The sequence below is a fragment of the Ensifer sp. NM-2 genome, assembly GCF_003024455.1.
Lineage (GTDB): Bacteria > Pseudomonadota > Alphaproteobacteria > Rhizobiales > Rhizobiaceae > Ensifer > Ensifer canadensis.
In genome coordinates this window covers 83451-99531 of record NZ_PVZR01000022.1, presented here as the reverse complement: position 1 = coordinate 99531, position 16081 = coordinate 83451, and the positions used below count along the sequence as shown (strand labels likewise).

17 protein-coding genes and 1 pseudogene are annotated in these 16081 nt (G+C 59.1%); 10 read left to right on the top strand and 8 right to left on the bottom strand.

The window, feature by feature from the left end; genetic code table 11:
- Window positions 1–3 precede the first annotated feature (3 nt).
- Window positions 4–1953 carry a PrkA family serine protein kinase gene (locus C6558_RS31145; RefSeq protein ID WP_057206879.1) on the bottom strand — a complete coding sequence of 650 codons (1950 nt, stop codon included), beginning with the start codon at window positions 1951–1953 and terminating at the stop codon, window positions 4–6.
- A gap of 299 nt (window positions 1954–2252) precedes the next feature.
- Here C6558_RS31145 and C6558_RS41780 point away from each other — a divergent pair.
- A pseudogene (locus C6558_RS41780) lies at window positions 2253–2433 on the top strand (transposase domain-containing protein); the annotation flags it as partial.
- Window positions 2434–2588: 155 nt separating this feature from the next.
- Window positions 2589–3470, top strand: a complete 882-nt coding sequence (locus tag C6558_RS31135; RefSeq protein WP_107028095.1) for a GyrI-like domain-containing protein — start codon at window positions 2589–2591, stop codon at window positions 3468–3470.
- A gap of 338 nt (window positions 3471–3808) precedes the next feature.
- Here C6558_RS31135 and C6558_RS31130 read toward each other — a convergent pair whose 3' ends face one another.
- The 3 genes from C6558_RS31130 to C6558_RS31120 form a co-directional block, all read right to left on the bottom strand.
- The gene (locus tag C6558_RS31130; protein ID WP_082555611.1) at window positions 3809–4360 is read right to left on the bottom strand and encodes a cysteine hydrolase family protein; all 552 of its coding nucleotides are present in this window, start codon (window positions 4358–4360) and stop codon (window positions 3809–3811) included.
- A gap of 146 nt (window positions 4361–4506) precedes the next feature.
- Window positions 4507–5400 carry a LysR family transcriptional regulator gene (locus C6558_RS31125; RefSeq protein ID WP_107028094.1) on the bottom strand — a complete coding sequence of 298 codons (894 nt, stop codon included), beginning with the start codon at window positions 5398–5400 and terminating at the stop codon, window positions 4507–4509.
- Window positions 5401–5469: 69 nt separating this feature from the next.
- Complete coding sequence (locus C6558_RS31120; protein ID WP_057221200.1) at window positions 5470–6285, bottom strand: SDR family NAD(P)-dependent oxidoreductase; 816 nt, start codon at window positions 6283–6285, stop codon at window positions 5470–5472.
- A gap of 177 nt (window positions 6286–6462) precedes the next feature.
- Here C6558_RS31120 and C6558_RS31115 point away from each other — a divergent pair, with 177 nt between their 5' ends.
- Both C6558_RS31115 and C6558_RS31110 read left to right on the top strand, forming a co-directional pair.
- Entirely contained in the window at window positions 6463–7635 is a 1173-nt protein-coding gene (locus C6558_RS31115) for a serine hydrolase (RefSeq protein ID WP_107028093.1), read from the top strand.
- A 1-nt stretch (window position 7636) separates the two neighbouring features.
- Window positions 7637–8464, top strand: coding sequence for an arylamine N-acetyltransferase (locus tag C6558_RS31110; RefSeq protein WP_107028092.1), 828 nt, complete (start codon window positions 7637–7639; stop codon window positions 8462–8464).
- 159 nt (window positions 8465–8623) lie between these two features.
- On the opposite strand, the gene C6558_RS31105 is transcribed toward C6558_RS31110, so the two are convergent.
- On the bottom strand, window positions 8624–9619 hold the full coding sequence (locus C6558_RS31105) for a dienelactone hydrolase family protein (protein WP_158268968.1): 996 nt from the start codon (window positions 9617–9619) through the stop codon (window positions 8624–8626).
- Between the two features lie 129 nt (window positions 9620–9748).
- Between C6558_RS31105 and C6558_RS31100 the strand changes: the two genes are divergently transcribed.
- The 3 genes from C6558_RS31100 (at window position 9749) to C6558_RS31090 (ending at window position 11890) form a co-directional block, all read left to right on the top strand.
- Window positions 9749–10792, top strand: coding sequence for an AraC family transcriptional regulator (locus tag C6558_RS31100; RefSeq protein ID WP_107028090.1), 1044 nt, complete (start codon window positions 9749–9751; stop codon window positions 10790–10792).
- Window positions 10793–11130: 338 nt separating this feature from the next.
- Window positions 11131–11691 (top strand): NADPH-dependent FMN reductase, encoded by a 561-nt coding sequence (locus tag C6558_RS31095; protein ID WP_057221203.1) that lies wholly within the window; start codon window positions 11131–11133, stop codon window positions 11689–11691.
- Window positions 11692–11710: 19 nt separating this feature from the next.
- Window positions 11711–11890, top strand: coding sequence for a hypothetical protein (locus C6558_RS31090; RefSeq protein ID WP_057221204.1), 180 nt, complete (start codon window positions 11711–11713; stop codon window positions 11888–11890).
- A gap of 111 nt (window positions 11891–12001) precedes the next feature.
- Here C6558_RS31090 and C6558_RS31085 read toward each other — a convergent pair whose 3' ends face one another.
- Window positions 12002–12232 (bottom strand): hypothetical protein, encoded by a 231-nt coding sequence (locus C6558_RS31085; protein ID WP_057221205.1) that lies wholly within the window; start codon window positions 12230–12232, stop codon window positions 12002–12004.
- Window positions 12229–12558 carry a hypothetical protein gene (locus C6558_RS39770; RefSeq protein WP_146160925.1) on the bottom strand — a complete coding sequence of 110 codons (330 nt, stop codon included), beginning with the start codon at window positions 12556–12558 and terminating at the stop codon, window positions 12229–12231. Before C6558_RS39770 ends, C6558_RS31085 begins: the two co-directional genes overlap by 4 nt.
- 169 nt (window positions 12559–12727) lie before the next feature.
- Between C6558_RS39770 and C6558_RS31075 the strand changes: the two genes are divergently transcribed.
- The 3 genes from C6558_RS31075 (at window position 12728) to C6558_RS31065 (ending at window position 14948) form a co-directional block, all read left to right on the top strand.
- Window positions 12728–13585: a Ku protein gene (locus C6558_RS31075; RefSeq protein WP_057221206.1), complete on the top strand. Its 858-nt coding sequence runs from the start codon at window positions 12728–12730 to the stop codon at window positions 13583–13585.
- Between the two features lie 4 nt (window positions 13586–13589).
- Window positions 13590–14384: a Ku protein gene (locus C6558_RS31070; protein ID WP_057221207.1), complete on the top strand. Its 795-nt coding sequence runs from the start codon at window positions 13590–13592 to the stop codon at window positions 14382–14384.
- Window positions 14385–14567: 183 nt separating this feature from the next.
- Entirely contained in the window at window positions 14568–14948 is a 381-nt protein-coding gene (locus C6558_RS31065; protein ID WP_057221208.1) for a hypothetical protein, read from the top strand.
- Between the two features lie 126 nt (window positions 14949–15074).
- Here the strand turns inward: C6558_RS31065 and C6558_RS31060 are convergent, their stop codons facing one another.
- Entirely contained in the window at window positions 15075–16073 is a 999-nt protein-coding gene (locus C6558_RS31060; RefSeq protein ID WP_057221209.1) for an ABC transporter permease, read from the bottom strand.
- Window positions 16074–16081: the final 8 nt, after the last annotated feature.

The window sequence follows — 16081 nt, the reverse complement described above, 5'->3', positions numbered from 1 at the left end:
TCGTCAACCGGCCTTGTTGACGCGCATATACCAGTCGACGAGCCGCCGCACCTGACGCTCGGTGTAGCCGCGTTCGGTCATGCGTTCCACGAATTCAGCGTGCTGCTTCTCGGTCACGCTGTCCTTCTTCGAGCCGAAGCTGATGACCGGCAAAAGGTCCTCGACCTGGCCGAACATGCGCTTCTCGATCACTTCCCGGAGCTTTTCGTAGCTTGTCCAAGCGGGGTTGCGCCCGTTGTTTCTGGCGCGGGCGCGCAGGGTAAACTTTACGACTTCGTTGCGGAAATCCTTGGGGTTTGCGATCCCTGCAGGCTTTTCGATCTGCGACAGCTCGCCGTCGAGAACGTTGCGATTTAGGATCTGACCCGTATCAGGATCCTTGAAGTCCTGATCTTCGAGCCAGGCATCCGCGTAAGAGATATAGCGGTCGAACAGGTTCTGACCATATTCGCTATAGGATTCGAGATAAGCCTTCTGGATTTCGTGACCGATGAACTCGGCATAACGAGCGGCGAGCTCCGAGCGGATGAAATCGAGATAGTTCGCTTCAGTCTCCTTGGGAAACTGCTCCCGCCGGATGGCCTGTTCCAGGATATACATCAGATGAACCGGATCGGCCGCGACTTCCTTGGTGTCGTAGTTGAAGGTCTCCGACAGCACCTTGAAGGCAAAGCGGGTACTGACGCCGGTCATGCCCTCATCGACGCCCGCGGCATCGCGATATTCCTGCAGGGACTTCGCCTTGGGATCGGTATCCTTCAGGTTTTCGCCGTCATAGACCCGCATCTTCGTGTAGGACGGCGAGTTCTCGTGTAGAGCGAGGCGCGTCGCCACCGTGAAGCGGCTAAGGTTCTCCAGCACCTCGGGCGCACATGGGCTCTCGGACAACTCGCTCTCGCGAAGCAGCTTTTCATAGATCAGCCGTTCCTCCGTGACGCGCAGGCAATAGGGAACCTTGACGACCAGAATCCGGTCGAGAAAGGCCTCGTTGTTCTTGTTGTGCTTGAATTGCAGCCATTCGGACTCGTTGGAATGGGCAAGCACGACGCCCTGGTAGGGGAAGGCGCCGAAGTTCTCCGTGCCGTTGTAGCTTCCTTCCTGCGTGGCGGTCAGCAGCGGATGCAGAACCTTGATCGGCGCCTTGAACATTTCGACGAATTCGAGCAGCCCTTGCGTGGTCCTGTTGAGCCCGCCGCTATAGGAATAGGCGTCGGGATCGGCCTGGCTGAAATTCTCGAGCTGGCGGATATCGACCTTGCCGACGAGCGCGGAAATATCCTGGTTGTTCTCGTCGCCCGGTTCCGTCTTGGCGATGGCGATCTGGCGCAGCCGCGAGGGCGTGAGTTTGACGACGCTGAACTTCGAAATGTCGCCGCCGATTTCGTCCAGCCGCTTGGTTGCCCAAGGCGATACCAAGTCGGTGAGCCGCCTCTTGGCAATTCCGTATTTGTCTTCGAGCAGATCCCCCATGCGATCACGGTCGAACAGGCCGAGGGGCGACTCAAAGACGGGACTTATCTTACCGTCGATGGCCAGCGTGTAGATCGGCTGCTGCTCCATCAGCTTCTTGAGACGTTCGGCAAGCGACGACTTGCCGCCACCCACCGGCCCCAAGAGGTAAAGGATCTGCTTGCGTTCCTCGAGCCCCTGCGCGGCATATCGGAAATATCCGACGATCCGCTCGATCGTATCCTCCATTCCATAGAAGTCCGCAAAGGAGGGGTAGATCTTGATGGTGCGGTTGGCGAAGATACGGCCGAGGCGCTCGTCCGCGCTCGTGTCTATCAACTGCGGCTCGCCGATGGCAGCCACCATGCGCTCCGGCGCCGTGGCATACATGCTCCTGTCGTCGCGACAGGCGAGGAGATATTCCTGCAGACTTAACTTCTCTTGCACTCCGCTTGCGTAAGTCTGCGAAAAGAGGTCGAAAACATCGCCGTCATTGGCTCTCATGGAAGCCTCCTGCGGTCGCCCGAAGTCCTACGCTTCTGCTACGACCACTTCAATTTCAACGAAATTAGGCCCGGGTTTGTTCCCGAAATTGGCTGCCTTCACTACTTATCCATCTCACAGGCGCTGACGCCGAGCGAATCAAGGCGCTGCTTACTAACAATAGCATCGGCCAGCCATCTTCGCACCCTATCTGAACAGCGAGTCCACTGTCCAAAAGCATGAAACAACCGAACGGCCCATCAGGTTGATCGGAGTACGGGAAAAAGGGCCGCATTGATGATCAAAATCATAGGGGTCGCGCCGCCGAGCGGGCATTGCGCGGCTTGGCCGAAAGTCGCGGCTCTTTGCCGTCCCGATTGCGGGCCCTTCATGGCCACCTTGATCATGACTGCCAAGTTCAACGACATCGATCCGCAGGCTTGGCTGGCCGATGTGCTTGCTCACATCGCTGACATGCCAATCAGCAGGTTGGAGCATTAACCTCCGGGACGCCGACGGCGCTGACCGCTCAGGCGGATGGCTACCTCATAGGCCAACGTTGTTACCGAGCAGCCGAGCCTGATAATCCGCAAGATCGGTCGAGCGCACAGCACTTGTGTGGGGTTATTTGGTCGTGCCACGGTAAGGACAGGAAGATGACGACTACGCTTCGAAACTACCATGCACGGATGCAACGGGTCCTAGATCACATCGATCAGCATCTTGACTGCAATCTGGACCTGGATGAGTTGAGCCGCGTGGCCGCCTTCTCCAAGTATCATTTCCATCGGCAGTTCGCGGCGGCCTTTGGGCTGTCCGTGCATCGCTATATCCAACTCGTCCGCATGAAGCGAGCATCCTACAGGCTGGCCTACAGGGACGCAGACAGCGTGACCGAGATAGCGATGGATGCCGGCTACGAAGCTCCTGACGCCTTTGCTCGCGCATTTCGGCAACGGTTCACCCAGTCGCCTTCGCAGTTCAGGAAATCTCCCGATTGGGGACCATGGCTTGCCGCCCTCGGGCCTCTCAACCAAGCAAGGAGCAAGCTCATGCAAAGGACATTTGCAGCCAATGACGTCGAAATACGCGAGGTGTCTCCGACCTCTGTCGCGATCATGAAACATCAAGGTGATCCGGTAAGGATCGGCGACACGATCAAACGCTTTATAGCATGGCGCAAAGCCACTGGCCTGAATCCGAAGACCAGTCTGACTTTCAACATCTTCCATTCCGATCCGCGCGTGACGTCGGCGGACGAGTATCGGCTGGACCTTTGTGTCAGCACTGATCAGCCGATCAAGACGAACGGAGAGCAGATTGAAGCGGGCATAATCCCCGGCGGCCGTTGCGCCGTGTTGAAAGTCGTCGGCAATACTGATGATCTGGAGCCTGCCGCGCTTTACCTCTACCGCGATTGGCTGCCGGCCAGTGGCGAGGAAGCGAGGGATTTCCCCCTGTATTGCCAGCGCCTCACCTTCTTTCCGGAAGCACCTGAACATGCGGCGATGGCAGAGCTCTTCCTGCCCCTTAAATAGCGACCCTTAATGGCGGCTTGTCCGTTCCCGTCCAGAGCGGCGGACAAGCTGCTTCCCACCCAAATCCGCCGATCCGGCTCAACAGCGCGTTCGCTAAACGTGGGCATTCCATCAGGCGAGATCATAGCGGCCTTCGCCGGATGGCTACTGCTTGAGCTTTGCGGGACGGGTGCAGTCATGTCTCCGGCCTGTTTATGCGGCACGTTGTTACCGCCCGCCCTGATGTTGTCCGATTGATCCGATCCCTATCACGTTGACGCGCTGTTGGTGCGATAACGCCGCGGGCGCTTCTGTTCGTGCGCCCATTCCGCTAGACTGTCACTGACCCGCATCCCGCGTCACACGACTTGTACGCGCCCGCCGAACCCGGAACGGAACAAAGCTTCGTGCGCATCCTGATCCGGGTCATAGCAGCAGTCCCGGACTAGGTGCACGGCGTAGTCCGCATCACTGGCCCAGGAGACGCTTGAAAGAACAACACCGGTGGTGCTTATCCCAGCCATTACCAGCGTGCTTACGCCGCGCGTCCGAAGGTCGGCGTCAAGCGATGTGCCATAGAAGACGCTGGCTCGCGGACATGCATAGAAAAGGTCACCCCGTTCGACCGCAAGACCTTCGACGGGGTGACCAGTACGAAATCGTCCGGTCGGTAGATACGGTGAGATTTGGCGGTTTTCCGCCGGCGGTGCATGTTCATACCCTTCGCCTAGCGAAAAGTTGGGAAATAGCAACGGTCGACCAGTGGCGCGCCAGCGCCGGATCAGTGCGTTACACTGCCCCAACAACGGCGATGGTTGCTCCCCGAAAAGGATTGCGAACACGTCGACTTGATAGTGCATAATGACGAGGGCCGCTCTATCAATGTAGCTGCCCTGGAAATCGACCGCCATCACAACCCTCCAAAATCAAATTTGAGTTCGACCCCGGTATTCGTCAGCGCCAAGTGTAGCTTGAGCCGATGAACCTCTCGCAAACGAGAAGCGAGGCCATGTATTCATTTGCTCCACTGTCGCTGTCGCCCCGCCGCTGTCCATAGCTATGGCCTTGCAGGACTGAGCCGTGATCGAAGGCCGACGAACTCGGAGACAGCAAAGTCAATGAGTTTTCGGATACGAGGTATGCGGCGCATGTCGCTATGAACGCCGATCACGAGTGGCAATGTCGGTGGAGAGTTCCCTGTATCCACGGCAAGCAATCCCAGTCGATCGGCGGCCAGAAAGAACGGAAGCGTGGCAACCGCTACACCCGCTTCCACCGCACTCAGTTGTGAGCGTATCGAATTTGTCCGCAGGATCACCCTTGCGTCCGGAAGGATCTCCTTCAGCCACGTGGAGAGCGATACGCGTACGGGCGCCTCGGCGAGTTCGACGATGGAATGCGCCGTGCTATCCCCGGCTGCCGGCTTTCCGAAACGCTCGATGTAGTCGCGCGATGCGAACAACCCATAGCGAATCTCCGCCACCTTCCAGTCAACGATGTCCTTCTGGTCGAAGCCGCCAAACCGGAAGGCGATATCAGCGTCTCGCCGGGACAGGTTGAAGCGCCTGCTATCGTTGATGAGATTGATGGTGATGCCCGGAAGGTCGGCGGCGAACTTCGCCAGAATGGGCGCGATGACATAGTCGCCCAGCCAGTCGAGGGTAGTCACGGTAACTGTTCCCTGCAGCCCTTCCTCCTGCGCCGCAAAGCGGCGCTCTACTGCCAGGGCACTCGCCTCCATCTGCTCGAGAATCGACAGGATGGACTGGCATGCGACAGTCGGCATCAGCCCGTTCGAATGCCTTTCGAAGAGCTTATGGCCGCATTTTGTCTCGAAGGCGTCAAGGCGACGACTGAGCGTCGGCTGCGTGGTGCCAAGGCTGCGGGCCGCCGCACTTAGGGAGCCGTGGCGGGCGAGCACCTGAACAAGACGCAGTTCTTCCCAGTCCATACGGCCATCTCCATCCCAAATTTGCGCCTGGACGCTACGACGGACCCGAAGCCGACGCCGCAAGATCCGTCAATCCACCGCCAGGCGAGGTGGCTGATCCCGGCGATAATTCATAGACAGCTTGGTGCCTGCCGTCATTCCCCCGTCGATGGGAAGCACCGCGCCGGTGATGTAACTTGCCTGCTCGGAACAAAGCCAGAGCACTGCCGCCGCAACCTCCTCGACCGTGCCAAGACGGCCCATCGGCGTCGAAAGGGCGGCTTGCTGCTGTACCTGTGCGCCTGCGGCTTCGAGATGATGGGTCAGGATCGGCCCTGGGGCGACGACGTTTATGCGGATCCCCTGATCGGCGTAGTCGAGCGCCGCAGCCTTCGTAAGGCCGATAATGCCGGCCTTTCCCGCGACATAGGCCGAAAGACCTGATGTCCCGTTCACCCCGGCAACCGAGGCCATGTTGGCGATCGCGCCACCGCCATTGTGTAACATGGCTGCGATCTGGTGGCGCATACCAATGAAGGTGCCACGAATATTGGTTCGCATGCTGCGATCGAATGCCTCGATATCGAGATCGGCAAGGGGCGCCGGCATCCCGCCGTCGGTCGCATTGTTAAAGGCAGCGTCCAGTCGTCCATACCGCTCAAGGGCGCTGTCCAGGGCGCGTTTCATCGCGCTCTCGTCACCGACATCCGCCTGGATCGCCAACGCCTCCCCGCCCCGCTCGCGGATCGAACCTGCGACTTCATCGATCGCCTGTTTCGAGCGGGCAAGCAGCACGACGGCCGCGCCTTCCTTCGCAAATGCCCTGACGGTGGCCGCGCCTATGCCCTTACTTGCGCCGGCGACCAGCGCGACCTTTCCGGAATATCTCTGTTCAAGTGCATTCATCGACCGACCTCCACGCTGAAACTGTGGTGGTTGTGTAGCCTACGCTTGCGACCGCGTCCTCCTGTAGCGGCGTATGCTTCCCATACGCAGGCAGGCAATCGACTCGTCCACGCCGAGCCGTTTCCATCGATGCGAGGCCCTGTCGGCAAAGACCGGCGCGCTGACGGGAGAAAATTAATGGGCGGACTGACGTCAACCGAACTGAAACGAACGCCGCTGCCGCAATTGCGGTCCGCGATTGATAAGGCGATCGACGACGCTTTGATGCAAGAGCGGATCGTCGGCACCGTCGTCCTGGTTTCCATCGACGGCAGCCTCACCTACCAGCGCGCCGCCGGCTTTGCCGATCGTGAGGCGGGGCGCCGGATGCAACTCGAGAGCATCTTCCTGCTCTCATCCGTCACAAAGCCGATCGTAACGGCCGCCGCCCTGGCATTGATCGACAAAGGCGTGATGCATCTCGACGATGCGGTATCGACATGGTTGCCCGACTTCTCGCCGCGCCTGCCGGACGGAAGTCTGCCGCGCGTTACCCTGCGCCATCTGCTGACGCACAGCGCCGGGCTCAGCTACGCCTTCATGGAACGAGGTGACGGCCCCTATCGGAGGCTCGCCATCAGCACCGGGCTCGACAACACCAATGACGATCTTTCCGACCTCATTCGGAAATTGAACGCCGCCCCGCTCGCCTATCGGCCCGGAGAGGGCTGGGGCTACTCGATGAGCCTCGACGTTCTCGGTGCCGTCATCGAGCGTGCGACGGAACGTACCCTTTCAGACGCGGTGGCGACGCTGGTGACCAGTCCGCTGCAGATGGAGGATACGGCATTCTCGGTTGTCGATCGCAGCCGGCTTGTTACACACTACGGCGACGGGACACCGCGACCACGGCGATTGGCGGATGACGATACCATTCCGTTCTTCGGCAATCCGGTCAGGTTCTCCCCCGTGCGAATTTTCAACACCCAAGCTTTTCCGTCAAGCGGCGCCGGCATGGCCGGCACGGCCGGCGACATCCTGCGCCTTCTCGAATGTCTCAGAACGGGTGGTACGCCCATCTTGAAACGCGAGACCGCCCGTTCAATGTTTGAAATGCAGGCGAAGACCGCAGGCGCAGCCGCCGGACGGGGCTGGGAGTTCGGCTTTGGAGGCGCGATCCTTGCCTCTCCTGAAGACGCCGGAAGTCCCCAAAATCCGGGCACGCTGCAATGGGACGGAGCCTATGGGCACAAATGGTTCATCGATCCGGATCGACGCCTTTCCATCGTTGCGCTCACCAACACCGCGTTCGAAGGCATGATCGGCCGCTTTACGACCGACCTACGCGATGCACTATACCGGAGCCTTTGACATGCCGAGATCTGCTGTTCCCGTCGACCTCGACCAATACTTCGCGCGCATTGGCTACGGCGGGCCGCGCTCACCGGATCTTGCGAACCTTCGGGCGATTATTGCGCACCATGTCGCAACGATCCCCTTCGAAGCCATAGACGTCCTTCTGGGACACAGGATCGATCTGTCGCCCGCAGCCGTCGATGTCAAACTGATCGCGCGCCGGCGCGGCGGATACTGTTTCGAGCACAACGGACTGTTTCAAAGGGTCCTGTTATCGCTCGGCTACGTGGCAGAGCCGCTGATTGCCCGCGTCCTTTGGATGCGGGAAAGAACCGCTCCGCCGCCGGCCTGGTCGCATATGGCGCTCCGCGTCGTTATTGACGGAGTAGCCTATCTCGTCGACGTCGGCTTCGGCAGCTGCGTTCCAACGCTTCCCTTGCGCTTTGACGTCGCGGCGCCACAACCGACGACGCATGAGATGTTTCGTTTGACCGCCACACCGGAGGGCTTTTTGCTCAAGGTACTACTCGCCGCAAAGTGGTCACCGGTCTACGAGGTTTCGACGAGGATCTGCGCTGACGAAGAATACGACACCGCAAACGTCGGAGCGTCGACCCATCCGCACTCCCATTTCCGCCAGCAACTGCTTGTGGCCTTGACGACGACAGAAGCACGAAACGTACTGCTCGGGAACAGGTTGACGATCCGCCATCGCAATGGACAGGTCGAACGTCGTTGGCTGGATGCAGTGGCAACCGAGGAGGCGCTGATTAATCTGTTCGGGCTGCCGTTTCAAAACGAATGGCGACGAATCTTGCCTCGGGCAACGAGCACACCCGCATGAGCCATTGTCACCAATTATCGCGAGGCTGGATGATGCCGCCGTTGGCGCCTGTCCGCAAAAATCACCTGGAGGGACTACAGCGCCGCGCGTCTTATTAGACGCGCAAAGGTCGCTGTAGCACTTTGAATGACTGCATCCGGCGCGTAGACGCGGCCCGAGCTAGAGATTTCGGCGGAAGAAGGCGACGACGGCTGCATTCAGGCGCACATGAAATTCTGCCCGATCGAAGCCGAGTGTATCGGTGCAGATTTCGTGCAACGCCGCCAGCTGGCTCTTTGTGCAAGGCGCGAGGAATGAGTAATGTCCGGCGCCAGGCTCGATATGAGATATTGGCGTGACCGGCAACCCGCCCTTCACGATTGCGAAGTCCGGCTCCGCTGGCACGATGTGATCCAGCTCCGCCGCCCAGAGTGCCACCGGCTTTTGCACTTCGCGCAGACCGTCAGGCAGGAACAGCGCCGGCATCGCCGGGGCGGCGACGAAGGCCGCCTTCAGCCGTTCATCGCGAACGACGTCCAGCGGCGCAGCGCCGAAGCTCCGGGCGATACTGTCTGCCCCGCCGAACTCGCGGCAGACCCATCTTTGCGGAAACGCCACACATTGGTCGATCAGACCGGAAAGCTCAGGTTTGCCACCCAGGGCGACGAGCGACGTGAAGCCGCCAATGGAGAACCCAAAAATGCCGACACGATCCGGATCGATTGCAGCACGCTGCGACCAGGTCTGCAGCATGCAGTCGATGATCAGCGATATATGCCGCGGCCGCTCGGTCAGCTGTCTGCGGGTGGCGTAGTGGCGCATGTCCGCATAGTTGTCGCCGGAATGCGAAAGGGCGACAACGACAAACCCGGCTTCGGCCAGCGCGAAGGCCGTATCGTGATGGCCGTAGGCGCTGCCACCCGTGCCGTGCGAGAGGACCACCAGGGGTAGTCGCTTGCCACTGACGGGACCGTCGGCGGCAACGGTCTGGGAATAATCGCCGAGTGCCTGCAACCGAGGCGCTTCGTTCGATGGATACCAGATCGCTGCATGGATAGGACGATCGAGAGGATCAGAAACTTCAACCTCCTGGAAGCCGACGCTCGCACAGGCGGCCGAAGATATGAGAAGTGTAACCTGAAGAAGAAGCAGGAAAAACGGTCTGAACGAGATCATGGACTTGGCCCGATTGAAATGACGCCGAGGACATTGACATGACGGTTGCGCAATAGAGACCAAGATCATGTTCGAGGTCGTCTCCGATCACGATCTGGTCAATAGTGGCCGCAAAACAGGACCGACTCGATGCTCTTCGTTCCGTTGCCGTTCGTCGCGGCGCTGCTGCTGCTCATTCTTTTGGTACAGATGAGCCTTCGTGAGCAGGCTGCCAGCCGGCATTTCCGGATATTGGTCCTGTTGCTTTGCGTTCTTGCGACGGTCATCGGCGTGCGCTGGGGCTATGGGATCGAACCTGTCTTGCCGGCCCAGGCCATTCTTGCCTCTGCCGTCGGCCCCATGGCCTGGGTCTGTTTCGCGACCTTCGTCGCCGAGCCGGGCAACACATCCTCCTATCGTTTCTGGCCGCACATTTTGCCGTCGCTGCTGGTGACACTCCTTGCCGTCGCCTCACCACAATGCCTCGATCTGACCCTCATCGCCATCTTCGCTTGTTATGCGGTCGCCCTTGGACGTCTCGCATCGGGGGGCTCGGACGCGCTCGACCTTGCGCGTTTCGACGATGCCCCTCTCGTTCATCGGTCGCTGCAGATCATGGCTGCGACGCTGTTGCTTGCGGTCATCGCGGACAGCTTGATCGCATTGGACCTGCGCGTGTTCGACGGTTCGTATGCCTCCACGATCGTCACCGTTGCGACGATCCCCCTCGTGCTTTTGCTCGGGGCCGGGGCTGCGATCGCATCCCGAGCTCCGATCCCGCGCGAGCCCGAAGCCGTGCAGCCGGCGCCGGCATCCGACGACGACACCCATATTGTTGCGCGCCTGGCGCAACTGATGCAGACGCAAGGGCTCTATCGCGACCATGAGCTCAACCTTAGCCGGCTGGCGCGCAGGGCAGGCATTCCCGCCCGTCACCTGTCGAAGGCCGTCAACATCGTTTGCGGCAAGAACCTCTCGCAGTATGTCAACGATTTCCGGATCGCGGAGGCCTGCCGGCTCCTCGAAAAAGCCGATATCGCCGTCACCACGATCGTCTACGACGTAGGCTTTCTGACGAAATCCAATTTCAATCGTGAATTCCGGCGCGTGACCGGCATGAACCCGACAGAGTGGCGTTCATGCCGGATGGGTGGTCCTGTTCAAGTAGACAGCGCTAGCCGGGGCTTCCCCTGACCCCGCAAACAAGCTCGTCCGGTTGGGCATGTAACATCAAATTTTGCGATGGCCGGCCTTGCGCTTATGCGGGGCAGACCCGCCTGCATCCGAGCCGGAAAAAGGACCGTCAGCCTTGCTGCCGGAGGGATAGGATCGATGCGTCAACCGCATGAACTCGTGGCACGCGCGCCGCCACGACCAAAGACTGATCAAAGCGAAGTCGTCGGCCTGGACTCAGTAGACGATTGAATCTCAGTTCTTGAGTCGAATTGAACTACTTCCTCACCTATCGACTCGGGCGCAACTCGCTGGTGTGGACCGCTTGCCGGATAAGGATATTCCATTATCTTTTGAGCATGAAGATATTGGCGATTTCGGGCAGCACACGTCAGCTATCCACCAACACGGCCTTGTTAAGGGCTTTCCAAGCCTTGGCACCGGCCGATGTCGCAATCGATGTCTTTGACCGGATCGGTGAGTTGCCGGTCTTTTCTCCTGACCTTGAGGGCTCGAATACCCCAGAAAGCGTCATCCGGTTCATCGAAAAAATTTCCGCGAGTGATGGGCTGATCATTTCGAGCCCCGAATATGTTCGCAGCATTCCCGGTGGCCTCAAAAACGCGATCGACTGGCTTGTCTCCGGTGAGGCGGTGATCGGAAAACCAATAGCCCTCGCCCATGCTTCGCACCGAGGCGAGGACATGCTGGCGGTGCTGCGAACGGTACTTTCGACTGTAAGCTCGAATTTCTCCGAGAGGATTTTCTTTCGGTTTCCGGTGATGAAACAGGCGCCTGACGCAATCAGGGGAAGCCTCATGACTTCGACTAATCGTCCCGGGGCGGAGAAATTCCTCAAGGACTTTGCAGCGTTCTGCCGGAGCCAGAAACGCGAGATTCCAGACGCCATTGATATTTGAACGGTGGCAGCGCCCGTAAATGATCTGGATACAGGCCAAAGACACCGAACGAGCCGTAAAACTCCACGAAACGGCGCCGGAATTCGATGCGGGATCGGCGCCAATTGGCGAGTTCCATCAAGCGCTGGTCGAGCGGCAATCGATGAAAAAAGTTCCCGCCGCTACAGCGGTGATGCTAAAAAAGAGAACAAGCAGATAAAGCAGCGGTCTGAGAAAGTCTGGCATGCGTGCGTGAACGGGGAGCAGGTACTCGGAGGCATTTCTCGCAGCTATACGTCACATTGGGCCCGAAAACATAGATTTGAGCGCGTTAATGGGACACCTCACTGGTGCTGCCCGCTCTCGCTCTGATCACAGCGGCGAGCGCTGCACGGCGCCATTCCGGCAGCTTCAATATGAAGGTGTCCATGTCCCGTCCGAAGTTTGACCAGGCCTTGTCGCCCGCTTGTCCGGGATCGATCACGCCGGCCGCCTCGAGGTCGGACCGCTCCATGTTCACACGCGCAAGTGAAATCTGCAGCAGATCTGTGCCGGTGATCATCGCCCTACTCCCTGTTGACGAACGTTGAGCGTTCCATGGCTGGCTTGCTGCGGCGCCTGGTGCGGCTCGGCCGCTTCCTCTTCCTCGACCAGCTTGTGATAACAAGCCTCGATATCATGGGCGATTCCGTCGGCGTCGTAGAGGTAGCCGTCCGTTCCGCCGTCGGTCTCGATGATCTCGGCAAGGGAGTTCATCACCGCGCGGCCGAGGCGCTGCAGAGCGTCGCGATGTCGATCGGCGCCGCCACTTTCAAAGGCGCGATTGGCTTCGTCGAGGGCCCGGTGCATAGCCTCAAATGACCCGTCGATATGGAGCTTCGTGTTCATAGCACCGCCTCCCTCACTCCTGGACTGTGCAACAGACTCCCAAACGCAATACTCGTGGATAGGTTCATCCTACTATCGACAGCCCACTAAACGCCACAATTGATTCGCGTCTTAGCCGGAACAAACGTAATCTGCCTCCGTTGAATCCGGGCTACCGGGAGAAATCGATATGGCCGGACGTGCTCTTTGGAAGGGCTTTTTGAAGTTTGCCGAGATCAGTTGCCCCGTGGCGCTTCACAGCGCTGCGTCGACGTCCGAGCGCGTGAGCTTCAACACCTTGAACCGAAAAACCGGAAATCGCGTGAAGCGGGAGTATGTCGATATCGACACATGGAAGGTGGTCGAGCGCGAAGATCAGATCAAAGGCTATGAGGTCGATGACGGCCGCTACGTGCTGTTTGAACCCGAGGAACTGGCCGCGGCGGTTCCTCCAAGCGACAAGACCTTGCGCATACAATCCTATGTGCCGTTCGGCGAAATCGATGATCTCTATTTCGACAAACCCTATTACCTGCTCCCCGATCGGCTGGGCGAAGAGACCTTCGTCCTGATCCGGGATGCAATGCGTGAGTCCAAGGTCGGCGCCCTCGCCCAAGCTGTGCTTTTCCGCCGGCTGCGGACAGTTCTCATTCGCGCCCACGGTGACGGGCTCATCGCCACCACCCTCAATTTCGACTATCAGGTTCGCTCCGCCAAGGAAGCGTTCGCCGACATTCCGAACCTCAAGATCGAAGGTGAAATGCTTGACCTTGCAAAGCACATCATCAAGACCAAGGCCGGCCTGTTCGATCCGCGGACCTTCGACGATAGATACGACGCGGCGCTTGCTGAACTCGTGAAGGCGAAGATGGAAGGCCGGACGGTCAAGGCGAAGAAACAGCCGAAGGTCGGGCCGTCGACGAACCTGATGGAGGCGCTGCGCATGAGCGCCGGTTTCGGATCGGCGCGCGCATCGAAGCCCCGCACTGCAGCAGCTGCGCGAGCCGTCCCGACGCCACGGCCGGCAGCGCGCAAGAAGGCAGGCTAAAGTCATGGCCGCCGTCAAACCTTACTGGAAAGGTTACCTCAAGCTTTCACTGGTCACCTGCCCCGTCGCCCTGTCGCCGGCCACCAGCGACACCGAGAAGATCCGGTTTCACACCATGAACCGCGCCACCGGCAACCGCGTGGCTTCACGATACGTCGACGGCGTGACCGGCAAGGAAGTCAATACAGAAGACCAGGTGAAGGGCTACGAGCGCGGCGAAGGCGATTACATCATTCTCGAGGAAGAAGAACTCGATGCGGTGGCGCTCGAAAGCGTCCGGACGATTGAGATCGACATGTTCACGCCGCGCGATTCCATCGAATGGATCTGGCTCGAGAAGCCGCACTACCTGGTGCCGAACGACAAGGTTGGTGAAGATGCGTTCGCCGTGATCCGCGACGCCATGCGCGCAGAGAACGTCGTTGGGATTTCCCGTCTCGTCTTCGGCCAGAGAGAGCGCGCGGTGATGCTTGAGCCGCGCGGCGAAGGCATCGTTCTATGGACGTTGCGCTATGGTGACGAGGTGAGACCTGAAGAAGAGTATTTCTCGAACATCAAGGCAAAGCCCGAGGGCGGCCTTGCTCCGCTCATGAAGCAATTGATCAAGCAGCAAACGAAAAAGTGGGCGCCGATCACCGACCCCATTCAGGATCGCATGCTCGAACTGATCGCCGAGAAGAAGAAGACGTTGAAGCCGAAGGCCAAGCGCAGGGCTACACCGGCGAAAGACAACGTCGTCGATATCATGTCAGCGCTTCGCGACAGCTTAGAACGAGAGAAGAGCGGCAAAGCCCGGTAGCCCCTCCCCCAAGGCTTTCTTCCCCTGAGGGATCCCGAACTCTGAGAGTTGCGCCATGAGAAATCCGACGCACAATCGTGCCGCTTTGAGATAGACCGGCATGACCACGCATGCCGCTTTACGGCATTGAGATCATGACTACTGCATGTTTCCTTAAATCCCATTCGATCTAAGGATAGAAACATGCAGCAATTCAAAACGCTACAGCGATCTTTGCGCGCCGTTGATGCGTCGGCTAAAAGTCATGTTGCTACTTTCATTTTCGTGGTGGACAATCTTCTCGGCCGACAGACCGAGGAGCGGATAATGAATTTCGAGAAGGTCGGGCGAACCCGAATGATGATGCGGCTGCCACGACACCGGAAACAGATTTCCGATGCCAACTTCCTTGCGATCAACGATCTGCTCGAAGCTTACGGCGTCGCCGCCATGAAGCGTGATGAGTTACGGGAGCAACTGATGCCAGATCCCACGGTGAGGGAGGAGTATGAGGATCTCTGTCAGAAGCTAGAGGACGACATCATCAAGATGTTGGCAGGTGTAAGCCCGCGCATGGTGCGTTAGCCCATTGGGCGAGCTACCTGTGCACTCGCCGCCATCCTTCTCATCTCGTTCCATCTCGGCCGCGCCGGCGTAGATTCCAACTCGCAGAACAATTCATCGAGCGGTTTGGGCGACGAAATCTCGCAGCTACTCGGTCTGCCGGAAATTGCGGATGCGGTCGAAGAGTACTGCAAGGATGGTCGCGCCGCCAATGAACGTTCCCTGCCAGAACGCGTTGATGCCGAGCAGCCCGAGGCTATTGCGGATTACCTCGATGAGCGCCGCACCGACCAGTGCGCCTAAGGCCGTGCCAACGCCGCCGGCCAGGTTGGCGCCGCCAATCACCGCCGCTGCGATGACCTGAAGTTCCATGCCAGCGCCGATATTCGTTGTTACCGCTCCGAGCCAGCCAGTCTGGATGATGCCGGCGACACCGGCGGAGAGGGCAGAAATCATATACACACCGACCTTGATCGGACGCACAGGTATACCGGTAGCAGTCGCGGCGTGCTCGTTGCCGCCGATGGCGTAGATATAGCGGCCCAGCCTCGTCCATCGCAGAACGAAACCCGTCAGCAGCGTCAGCACAATCATGTAGATCACCGGGTTGGCGATGCCGAACAGCCAGGCCCCCCCGCCAAGAGCGAGCAGTTTGTCGTGGTCCGGTCCGAACTGGAAAACAACCGTGTTGTTGGACGCTACCATCGCCAGGCTTCGTGCGATCGAAAGCATGCCGAGTGTCACCACAAAAGGAGGAAATCCGACATAGGCGATGAGCACACCGTTGAACGCGCCGATGAAAAGCGCCGTTGCCACCGAGGCGACAATCCCGACTTCGATGCTATAGCCGGAATGCATGACGACCGCCAAGACCATGCTGCATAGGCAAAGCACCGACCCAACCGACAAGTCGATCCCGCCGGTGATGATAACCAGCGTCATGCCGAGGGCAATGATAGCGACGAAGGTGGCGTTGCGGGTGATGTTGTAGAGGTTCTTCGCTGTGGCAAACGAATCCGTTGCGAAGGAAAGGAAGATGCATGCCAGAACGACAGCGACGAACACCCAGAACGTCTGGTTGGCGAGGATCGCAGCGCCCAACGTGCGTTGTTTGTGAGCGATCGTCTGGTCGAGCATTGTTGCCATTTTCTTAC